Below are 11,077 nucleotides of genomic sequence, written 5' to 3'. Positions count from 1 at the left end.
ACCAGCCACGCCCCGGCCTCCGACGCCCGACAGCCCTGCGCCCGCGCCCCCGACACCCCGAGGACCGCACGTGACCGCGACCGGCACCGACACCGCCACCAGCAACGGCACCTGGCACAGCCACCACCTCTTCCTGCACTCCGGGGCCGCCGACACCGACGCGTTCCTCGTGCGGTCCGCGGCCCCGCTCCTCGACGGCCTGGTCGCCGCCGGGGAGGCCGCCGGATGGTTCTTCATCCGGTACGGGGAGGACGGCCCCCACCTGCGGATCCGGGTACGTGGGCTGTCCGGCCCGGCCGCCGGCCGGTTGACGCAGGAGCTCGCCCGGGCGGCGCGGGAGGTGCCCGCCGTCCCCGGTCCCTGGCCCTCCCGGCACGGGGAGGTCCGCGCCGTCCCCTACGAACCCGAGACGGAGCGCTACGGCGGCCCGCGCGCCCTGCCGGTCGCGGAGGAGGTCTTCGCCGACTCCACCCGGGTCGTGCTGGACGCCCTGCGCGAGGCCCCCGCCCGGGCGGCGGACGCGGCCCGGCTGACCCGCGCGGCGGACCTCGCCCACGCGACGGCGTACGCCCTCGGCATGGACCGGCTCACCGCCGCGCGCTGGCTGCGCCGGCACGCGGCGGGCTGGCGCTGGGTCACCGGCCTGCCCCTGCTGCCCGGCGCCGCCGTGCACGCCCGGGTCAACACCGTCTACGCCGCCCAGCGCAGTGGGCTGGCCCACCGCGCGCGGACCCTGCGCGAGGGACTCGCCCGGGGCGCCGGGCAGCCCTGGCTCGCGCACTGGGCGGACCGGGTCCGCGAGGCCGACGCCCTGCTGCGCACCGACGCGGGGGGAGGCCTGTCGCAGAGCGCCTCGGAGTGGGTCTGGGGCTCGCAGCTGCACATGCTGTTCAACCGGCTCGGCGTCGGCCCCGACGAGGAGCGGGCCGTGTGCCGGCTGGCGGCCCGGACACTGCTGGAGACGGAGGAGCCGGCCGCGTTCTTCCCGCCGGGCCACACCGCCCCCGACCTGCAGTACCTGGAGCGCAGCAAATTCCAGATCGGCCGGGGCGAGGACACCGCCCTGCGGCCGCTCCCGGCGGCCGCCCCCCACCCCCCGGCGGCGGTGCCGGCGCCGGAGACGGACCTCCCGGCGGCCCCCCTGCCCGACGTGCCGCTCGGCGCCGTCCTGGCCGGCCGGGCATCGGTGCGGGGGGCCCTGGGGGGACCGCTGGACGCCGCCGCGCTGGGCTCGCTGCTGTGGCACGCCCTCGCCGGTGGCGCGGGGACGGCGACCGGCGCCCCGGACGGCCCGGAGCGCGCCCCGGCCCACCGCCCCTATCCGAGCGCGGGCGCCCTCTACATGGCCCGGGTGCGACTGCTGGTGCTGGACGTGGCCGGCGTCGAGCCCGGTACGTACGACTGCGTGCCCGAGCGGCGCACGCTGCGCCGCGTCGGCCCGGCGCCGTCGGTCGGGGACGTCAAGGCACTGTCGACGTACCTCTCCCGCCCGGCGACGGAGCCGGACTGGATCGGCGTGGACGAGGCTCCGGTGGTCCTCGGCCTGTACGCGGACCTCGGCCTGCTGCGCCGCCGCTACGGCCTGCGCGCCCTGCGGCTGGCCCTGCTGGAGACCGGCCACCTGGCCCAGAACCTGCTGCTGACGGCCGGGGCCCTGGGCCTGGGCGGCACCCCGCTGGGCGGCTTCCACGACGACCTGGCCCACGAGCTGCTGGGCCTGGACGACCTGGAACAGCCGCTCCAGTACCTCCTGCCGCTGGGCCGGCGGGCCGTGGAATCGCCTTAGCAGGGACCGGCGGAAGGACAAAATTTCGAAGGGGTTAGCATATGAGCGCTGCCTAGCTCGAAAGATGGATCTGTGACTGTCAACGAGGACTCGTTCACCAACTGGAAGAACCGCGAAGAGATCGCGGAGTCGATGATCCCGATCATCGGGAAGCTGCACCGCGAGCGGGACGTCACGATCCTGCTGCACAGCCGCTCCCTGGTGAACAAGTCGGTGGTCAGCATCCTCAAGACCCACCGCTTCGCCCGCCAGATCGCGGGCGAGGAGCTCTCGGTCACCGAGACGCTCCCGTTCCTCCAGGCGCTCACCACCCTCGATCTCGGTCCGTCCCAGATCGACCTGGGCATGCTCGCCGCCACGTACAAGGCCGACGACCGGGGTCTGTCGGTCGAGCAGTTCACCGCCGAGTCCGTCGCCGGTGCCACCGGCGCGAACAAGATCGAGCGCGGGGCCGGCCGCGACGTCGTCCTCTACGGCTTCGGCCGCATCGGCCGCCTCGTCGCCCGCCTGCTCATCGAGAAGGCCGGTTCCGGCAACGGCCTGCGCCTGCGCGCCATCGTCGTGCGCGGCGGCGGCGAGGCGGACCTCGTCAAGCGCGCCTCGCTGCTGCGCCGCGACTCCATCCACGGCCAGTTCCAGGGCACCATCACCGTGGACGAGGCGACCAGCACGATCATCGCCAACGGCAACGCCATCAAGGTGATCTACGCCAACGACCCGTCCGAGGTCGACTACACGGCGTACGGCGTCAAGGACGCCATCCTCATCGACAACACGGGCAAGTGGCGCGACCGCGAGGGCCTCTCCAAGCACCTGCGCCCCGGCATCGACAAGGTCGTCCTGACGGCCCCGGGCAAGGGCGACGTCCCGAACATCGTCCACGGCGTCAACCACGACACGATCAAGCCGGACGAGCAGATCCTGTCCTGCGCCTCCTGCACCACCAACGCGATCGTCCCGCCGCTGAAGGCCATGGACGACGAGTACGGCGTGCTGCGCGGCCACGTGGAGACCGTCCACTCGTTCACGAACGACCAGAACCTGCTGGACAACTACCACAAGGCCGACCGCCGCGGCCGCAGCGCGCCGCTCAACATGGTCATCACCGAGACCGGTGCCGCCTCCGCCGTCGCCAAGGCGCTGCCGGACCTCAAGGCGCCGATCACCGGCAGCTCGATCCGCGTCCCCGTCCCGGACGTCTCGATCGCCATCCTGAGCCTGCGCCTGGGCCGCGAGACCACCCGCGAGGAGGTCCTCGACCACCTCCGTGACGTCTCGCTGCACTCGCCGCTGAAGCGCCAGATCGACTTCACGACCGCTCCCGACGCCGTCTCGATGGACTTCGTCGGCTCGCGCCACTCCTCGATCATCGACGCGGGCGCCACCAAGGTCGACGGCGACAACGCGATCCTCTACCTCTGGTACGACAACGAGTTCGGCTACTCCTGCCAGGTCGTGCGCGTCGTCCAGCACGTCTCGGGCGTGGAGTACCCCACGTACCCGGTCCCGCAGGCCTGACCGGCCGGCCCCACCGGGCCCCGCCGCACGCGAAGGCGCCCGTCCGAGCTCTCACGCTCGGGCGGGCGCCTTCGCGCGTACCCGGTGCCGGTGCCGGTGCCGGTGCCGGGCCGCCATCCGGAACGGCGTGAGAACCGTTACACATCTCGTGCAAATCGCGCCAAATTTACTCTTTCGGGTCAATCATGAAGGTTCGGAAACGTCTTCGAGGGGCCGCTGGAGCGGTCCGCGGCGGCCGTCATCGGCCGGGGCCGCAAGGGAGCGACATGGGACGCACGGGCAACAGGACGGGCAACTGGCGGATCGCCGTACCGCTGGTGGGCGGCGCCGCCGTACTCGGATTGGGCGGCCTCTACGTCACCGGACTCGTGACCGGCGCGGACATCGAGCAGGGCACCCGGGTCCGGGGCGTGGACCTCGGCGGGATGAGCCGCGGCGAAGCGCACCGGGCGCTGACCCGGGAGCTCGGCCCCCTCGCCGCGGCGCCGATCGCCCTGAAGATCGGCGACCACGTCGAGCAGGCCGACCCGGCCGCCCTCGGCCTGTCCCTCGACACGGACGCGACCGTCGACCGGGCCGCCCGCACGGGCCACGACCCCGTCACCGTCATCGGCAGGCTCTTCGCCTCCGGCGGCCACGACGTGGAACCCGTCGTCCGCTTCGACGAGCCGGCCGCCCGGGCCGCCCTCGGCCGCCTCGACGAGAGCACCCGCCAGGAGGTTCGCGAGGGCTCCGTCGCCTTCGAGAAGGGCGAGGCCAAGGCCATCGCCCCGCGCCCCGGCACCGACCTGATCGAGGACCGGGCCCTGGACACCGTCCGCGGGGCCTACCTCGCGGCCGGTGCCCCCGCCCCCGTCGTCCTGCCGGCCGAGCGCGCGCAGCCGCGCGTCGGGGCCGCGGAGACGGACCGGGCCCTGCGCCAGTTCGCGCAGCCCGCGATGTCGGGGCCGGTGACGGTCGCCGTCGCGGGCAAGCGCATACCCATAAGCCCCGCCGTGCTCGGCGAGCACCTGAAGATGAACCCCGACGCCCAGGGCCGCCTCGTACCGGCCCTCGACTCCAAGGCCCTGCTGGCCGACCCCGCCGTGGCCCGCCCCGTCGGGCAGGCCGAGCAGGCCCCGCGGGACGCCGTCCTCGGCGTCGACGCGGCCGGCCGGGTGGCCGTGGACAGCGACAGCCGCCCGGGCCGGCAGGTCACCCAGGCCGCCCTCGGCGACGCCGTCCTGCCCCTGCTGACCCGCACCGGCGCCGCCCGCAGCGGCGAGGTCGCCACCCGGGCGGTGGAACCGGACCTCACCAGCGCCGAGGCGGAGCGGCTCGGGATCAAGGAGAAGGTCTCCTCCTTCACCGTGAACTTCCCCTCCGCCCCCTACCGCACCACCAACATCGGCCGTGCCGTGGAGCTGATCAACGGCTCCGTGGTCCAGCCCGGCGAGGAGTGGAGCTTCAACAAGACCGTCGGCGAGCGCACGAAGGAGAACGGCTTCGTCGACGGGATCATGATCAACGACGGCCAGTACGTGAAGTCACCCGGCGGAGGCGTTTCGGCCGTCGCCACCACCATGTACAACGCCGCGTTCTTCGCCGGCGTCCGGCTCGTCGAGCACGGCGCCCACTCGTTCTACATCGAGCGCTACCCCGAGGGCCGCGAGGCCACCGTGGCCTGGGGCAGCCTGGACCTGCGCTGGGCCAACGACTCGGGACACGCCCTCTACGTCCAGGCCCGGTCCACGGACACCTCGCTGACCATCACCCTCCTCGGCACCAAGAAGTACGACGAGGTGCGCGCCACCAAGGGGCCCCGCACCCAGATCACGCCCCCCGGCAAGCGCACGGGCAGCGGACCGGCCTGCGAGGTCCAGACCCCGCTGGAGGGCTTCGACGTCTCCGTGGGCCGGGTCTTCGTCCAGGGCGGCCAAGAGGTCAAGCGCCAGGACTTCAAGACCCACTACACCCCGCGCGACGAGGTCACCTGCACCCCGCAGGGCACCCCCGCCCCGCAGGCCACCCCCACCGTGCCTACTCCGGCCGCGGCCGCCGCCGCCCCCGGTGCCACTCCCGCACCGGCGTCCTGATCCCGGCGGGCCGGGCCGGTCCCCGGGGCCACGGCGCGTGACCGGCCCCACCCATTTCGCGCTTGCCGGGGGCCAGGGCCAACGGGAAGTGCTACAACTGGGTGCGTGACCCTTCCTCGCCGCCAGCCGTGCCGGGCACGTCGGTGCGGTCACCCCTAGGCAAGCGCTTCAGGACCGTCGCCGGACAGGTATTCGTCCTCCAGGTGGCGATCGTGGTGTTGCTCGCGGCCGGGGCCCTGCTGGCCCTGCTGCTCCAGTCGAGGCACGACATCGACCGGGAGGCGCGCAACCGGTCGGTCGCCGTCGCCGAGACGTTCGCCCACTCCCTGGGCCTGCCGGCCGCCCTGAAGAGCGCCGATCCGTCCGCCGTCCTGCAACCCCTCGCCGAAGCCACCCGCAAGGACGCCGGCGTGGACTTCATCGTGGTCATGGACACCGACGGCATCCGGTACACGCATCCCAAACCCGACCGCATCGGCAAACGCTTCGTCGGTAGCATCGGGCCCTCGCTCGCCGGACACACCTACACCGAGAGCGTCGACGGCCCCCTCGGCCGGGAGATCCAGGCGGTCGTCCCGGTCAAGGCGCCCGACGGCACGGTCACCGGGCTCGTCTCGGCCGGCCTGACCGTGAAGAACGTGACCGGCGTCGTCGACCGCCAGCTCCCCGTCATCCTGCTGGCCATCGCCACCGGCATCGCCCTGGCCACCGCCGGCACCGCCCTGATCAGCAGACGCCTGCGCCGCCAGACCCACGGTCTGGGCACGCAGGAGATGACCCGCATGTACGAGCACCACGACGCGGTGCTCCACGCCGTCCGCGAGGGCGTGCTGATCACCGACGGCGACGGGCGCCTCCTCCTGGCCAACGACGAGGCCAGACGGCTGCTCGGCCTCCCCGAGGATGCCGAGGGCCGCTCCGTCGGGGACGTCCCCGGCCTGGACCGCAGGATGGCCGACCTGCTGCTCTCCGGCCGGGTGGCCACCGACGAGGTGCTGGAGACCGGCGAACGGCTGCTCGTCGTCAACCAGCGCCCCACCCACCCCCGCGGCCGCCGCGAGGGCAGCGCCGTCACCATCCGCGACTCCACCGAGATGCAGGTGCTGACCACCCGCGCCGACACCGCCCGCCGCCGCCTCAAGCTGCTGTACGACGCCGGGGTCGACATCGGCACCAGCCTCGACGTGGTCCGTACGGCCGAGGAGCTCGCCCGGGTCGCCGTCCCCCGGTTCGCCGACTTCGTCACCGTCGACCTCGCCGACCAGGTCCTCGACGGGGACGAGCCCGCCCCGGGCGCCGACATGCGGCGCACCGCCGTCAGCGGCATCCGCTCCGACCACCCCCTCTACCCCCGGGGCCGGCTGATCGACTTCCTCCCGTCCACCCCCCAGGCCCGCGGCTTCGCCGCCGGCGAGGCGGAACTGGTCACCGACCTGGGCGCGGCCCCCGGCTGGCAGGCCCAGGACCCGCCGCGCGCCCGCGCCATCGTCGACTACGGGATCCACTCGCTGATCGCGGCCCCGCTCAACGCCCGCGGCGTCGTGCTCGGCGTGGTCAACTTCTGGCGCTCGGAGAAACCGGAACCCTTCGACGCGGACGACCTCTCCCTGGCCGAGGAACTCGTCGCCCGCGCGGCCGTCAGCATGGACAACGCCCGCCGTTACACCCGCGAGCACGCCCTCGCCGTCACCCTCCAGACCAGCCTGCTGCCGCGCGCCCTGCCCGAGCAGAGCGCCGTCGACGTGGCGCACTTCTACCTGCCCGCCCAGTCCGGGGTCGGCGGGGACTGGTTCGACGTCATCCCGCTTCCCGGCAGCCGCGTCGCGCTCGTCGTCGGCGACGTCGTCGGCCACGGCCTGCACGCCGCCGCCACCATGGGCCGGCTGCGCACGGCCGTGCACAACTTCGCCTCCCTCGACCTGCCGCCCGACGAGATCCTCGCCCGCCTGGACGACCTCGTCCAGCGCATCGACCACGAAGCCGACGACACGGGCGGCGGCGTCCTCGGAGCGACCTGCCTCTACGCCGTCTACGACCCGGTCTCCCGGCGCTGCACGGCGGCGCGGGCCGGACACCTGCCGCCCCTCGTCGTCGCCCCCGACGGCACGACGGAGTTCCTGGAGCTCCCCGCCGGGCCGCCGCTCGGCCTGGGCGGGATGCCCTTCGAAACCGCCGAGCTCCGCCTGGCCGAGGGCAGTCAGCTCGTCCTGTACACCGACGGACTGGTCGAGGAGCGCGGCCGCGACATCGGCGAGGGCCTGGAACTGCTGCGCTCCGCGCTGAGCCACCCCGCCCGGGATCCGCAGGAGAGCTGCCGGGCCGTGCTCGACCGGCTGCTGCCCACCCGGCCCTCCGACGACGTGGCCCTGCTCATCGCGCGCACCCGCACCCTCGGCCCGGACCGCGTCGCGGAATGGGAGGTGCCGTACGAGGCCAGCGAGGTGGCCACCGTACGCAACGCCGCCGCGCGCAAGCTCGACGCCTGGGGACTGGGGGAGCTCGGCTTCGCCACCGAGCTGATCCTCAGCGAACTGATCACCAACGCCCTGCGGCACGGCGGCGCCCCGGTGCGCGTGCGGCTGCTCTACGACCACACCCTGACCTGCGAGGTGTGGGACGGCAGCAGCACCGCCCCGCACCTGCGCTACGCCGCCACCACCGACGAGGGCGGCCGGGGACTGTTCCTGGTGGCCCAGCTCAGCGAGCACTGGGGCACCCGGTACATGCCGTCGGGCAAGGTCATCTGGGCCGAACAGCATCTCCCCGGCACTCCCGGCAGCGCGGGCTCCCCGGCCGTCGCGGACACCGAGGAAGCCGCCCTCGCGGCCTTCCTGGACGTCGAACCCCTCTGACCGCGGCCGGGGCCGCGCGAATTTTCCCGGTCCGCGGACAGCTAAGGGGGCCATCGCAGGGTAGACGCCGGTTGCGACACTCCGGCGGATCCACCGTTCCGCCGCGTTCCTAACGGGAAAGCGAGGGACACCATGCTCGTCGTCGGCCTCATTCTCCTGATCATCGGCTTCCTGACCGGCATCTCCATCCTGTGGACGATCGGAATCGTCCTGCTCGTGGTGGGGGCGGTGCTGTGGATCCTGGGTTCGGTCGGTCACGCCGTCGGCGGCCGGCGCCACTATTGGTGACCGGCTCGCGCACCGTCCGGTGTGTGGCCCCGCGCGTCCTCGTGACGTGCGGGGCCACACGGCTTTGCGGGGGGCGGGGGTGAGCCGCGTCTCACCGGGGCGCCCGGCCTTGTCTATGCAACGAGTTGCATAGAAAGATCGGGGCATGGCGCTCGAACACGCGATCCTCGTGTCCCTGCTGGAACAGCCGGGCTCCGGATACGAACTGGCCCGGCGGTTCGACCGCTCCATCGGGTACTTCTGGACCGCCACCCACCAGCAGATCTACCGGGTGCTCGGCCGCATGGAACGCGACGGCATGCTCGCCGTCCGCGCGGTGGCGCAACAGGGCCGGCCGGACAAGAAGGAGTACTCCGTCGCGGGCCCCGGCAGCGCCGCCCTCGCCCGCTGGCTGCACGAGCCCATCGACCCCGAGAGCCTGCGCCACGACCTCGCCGTGAAGATCCGCGGCGCCGCCTTCGACGACCCGGCGGCCCTGATCCGCGAGGTCCGCCGCCACCACCAGGTGCACGGCGACCGGCTCGCGCACTACCTCGCCGGCGAGTTGCGCGACTTCACCGGCCCGGACGCGCCCGCGCCCCTCGACGCCGGACAGGAACTGCAGCACGTCGTGCTGCGCGGCGGCATCGCCTACGAGCGGATGACCCTCGCCTGGCTGGACGACGTCCTCGCCACCCTGCACCGGCTCGGCGGCGCACCCTCCCCGGGCTGAACGCCGCGCCCCGGGCCCGCACCTCCCGGCCTCGGGCCCACCTCCCGGGCCCGCACCTCCTGACCAGCCCCTCCCCGACCGCACCTCCGGAAGGCGACCTCCATGGCCGACGGCCTGCTCTTCAACCCGCGCACCTACGACCCCGCGCACTTCGACCCCGAAACCCGCAGGCTGCTGCGCGCCACCGTCGACTGGTTCGAGGCGCGAGGCAAGCGCCGGCTGATCGAGGACTACCGCACGCGCGCCTGGCTGGGCGACTTCCTCGCGTTCGCCGCCAAGGAGAACCTGTTCGCGACCTTCCTCACCCCGGCCTCCGCCGCCACCCGCGAGGACCAGCGCTGGGACACCGCCCGGATCGCCGCCCTCAACGAGGTCTTCGGGTTCTACGGACTCGACTACTGGTACGCCTGGCAGGTCACCGTCCTCGGCCTCGGCCCCGTCTGGCAGAGCGGCAACGCCGACGCCCGCGCCCGCGCCGCGCAGCTCCTCGGCCAGGGCGAGGTCTTCGCCTTCGGCCTGTCCGAGAAGACCCACGGCGCCGACATCTACTCCACCGACATGCTGCTGGAGCCGTACACGGACGCCGACGGCGCCGAAGGGTTCCGCGCCAGCGGATCCAAGTACTACATCGGCAACGGCAACGCCGCCGGGCTCGTCTCCGTCTTCGGCCGCCGCACCGACGTCGAGGGCCCGGACGGCTACGTCTTCTTCGCCGCCGACAGCCGCCACCCGGCCTACCACCTGGTCAAAAACGTCGTGGACTCCTCCAAGTTCGTCAGCGAGTTCCGCCTGGAGGACTACCCGGTCTCCGCCGCCGACGTCCTGCACACCGGGCGCGCCGCCTTCGACGCCGCCCTGAACACCGTCAACGTCGGCAAGTTCAACCTCTGCACCGCCTCCATCGGCATCTGCGAGCACGCGATGTACGAGGCCGTCACCCACGCCCACGGCCGCGTCCTCTACGGCCGCCCCGTCACCGCGTTCCCGCACGTGCGCCGCGAGCTGGCCGACGCCTACGTGCGCCTCGTCGGCATGAAGCTGTTCAGCGACCGGGCCGTCGACTACTTCCGCTCCGCCGGTCCCGACGACCGCCGCTACCTGCTCTTCAACCCGATGACGAAGATGAAGGTGACCACGGAGGGCGAGAAGGTCATCGACCTCATGTGGGACGTCATCGCCGCCAAGGGCTTCGAGAAGGACACCTACTTCGCCCAGGCGGCCGTCGAGATCCGCGGCCTGCCGAAGCTGGAGGGCACGGTCCACGTCAACCTCGCGCTGATCCTCAAGTTCATGCGCAACCACCTGCTCGACCCCGTCGATTACGCCCCCGTGCCGACCCGCCACGACGCGGCCGACGACGGCTTCCTCTTCCGGCAGGGCCCGGCCCGCGGCCTCGGCTCCGTACGCTTCCACGACTGGCGCCCCGCCTACGACGCCTACGAGGCCGTCCCCAACGTCGCCCGCTTCCGCGAGCAGGCCGACGCCCTGTGCGCGTTCGTGACCACCGCCGCCCCCGACGAGGAGCAGAGCCGCGACCTCGATCTGCTGCTCGCCGTCGGCCAGCTCTTCGCACTGGTCGTCCACGGCCAGCTGATCCTGGAGCAGGCCCGGCTGACCGGCCTCGACGAGGACGTGCTCGACGAGCTGTTCGCCGTCCTCGTGCGCGACTTCTCCGCGCACGCCGTCGAACTGCACGGCAAGGACAGCGCCACCGCGGCCCAGCAGGCCTGGGCGCTCGGCGCCGTCCGGCGGCCCGTGGCCGACGAGGCCCGCTCGGCCCGCGTCTGGGACCGCGTCGAGGCGCTGGCCGGCACGTACGAGATGGCGCCGTAGCCCGTTCTCCTGC

At 73.2% G+C, this 11,077-nt stretch carries 7 protein-coding genes; all 7 read left to right on the top strand.

Annotation, left to right across the window (positions count from 1 at the left end):
• The first annotated feature begins 70 nt into the window (after window positions 1–70).
• The 7 genes from ACGFXC_RS24660 (at window position 71) to ACGFXC_RS24630 (ending at window position 11,064) form a co-directional block, all read left to right on the top strand.
• Window positions 71–1,786 carry a thiopeptide-type bacteriocin biosynthesis protein gene (locus tag ACGFXC_RS24660; RefSeq protein WP_393716158.1) on the top strand — a complete coding sequence of 572 codons (1,716 nt, stop codon included), beginning with the start codon at window positions 71–73 and terminating at the stop codon, window positions 1,784–1,786.
• 72 nt (window positions 1,787–1,858) lie between these two features.
• Window positions 1,859–3,304, top strand: coding sequence for a glyceraldehyde-3-phosphate dehydrogenase (locus ACGFXC_RS24655; protein ID WP_362132994.1), 1,446 nt, complete (start codon window positions 1,859–1,861; stop codon window positions 3,302–3,304).
• Between the two features lie 266 nt (window positions 3,305–3,570).
• Complete coding sequence (locus ACGFXC_RS24650; protein WP_393716156.1) at window positions 3,571–5,379, top strand: VanW family protein; 1,809 nt, start codon at window positions 3,571–3,573, stop codon at window positions 5,377–5,379.
• 143 nt (window positions 5,380–5,522) lie between these two features.
• Complete coding sequence (locus ACGFXC_RS24645) at window positions 5,523–8,231, top strand: SpoIIE family protein phosphatase (RefSeq protein WP_393716154.1); 2,709 nt, start codon at window positions 5,523–5,525, stop codon at window positions 8,229–8,231.
• A 132-nt stretch (window positions 8,232–8,363) separates the two neighbouring features.
• The gene (locus ACGFXC_RS24640) at window positions 8,364–8,519 is read left to right on the top strand and encodes a DUF6131 family protein (protein WP_393716152.1); all 156 of its coding nucleotides are present in this window, start codon (window positions 8,364–8,366) and stop codon (window positions 8,517–8,519) included.
• Between the two features lie 145 nt (window positions 8,520–8,664).
• Complete coding sequence (locus tag ACGFXC_RS24635; protein ID WP_393716150.1) at window positions 8,665–9,231, top strand: PadR family transcriptional regulator; 567 nt, start codon at window positions 8,665–8,667, stop codon at window positions 9,229–9,231.
• Window positions 9,232–9,333: 102 nt separating this feature from the next.
• Entirely contained in the window at window positions 9,334–11,064 is a 1,731-nt protein-coding gene (locus ACGFXC_RS24630) for an acyl-CoA dehydrogenase family protein (protein WP_393716148.1), read from the top strand.
• Window positions 11,065–11,077: the final 13 nt, after the last annotated feature.

Origin of the sequence: Streptomyces sp. NPDC048507, from assembly GCF_043199995.1 — a bacterium.
Lineage (GTDB): Bacteria > Actinomycetota > Actinomycetes > Streptomycetales > Streptomycetaceae > Streptomyces.
Note: the sequence above shows the minus strand (reverse complement) of the source record. Positions and strands in the feature narration are given on the sequence as shown.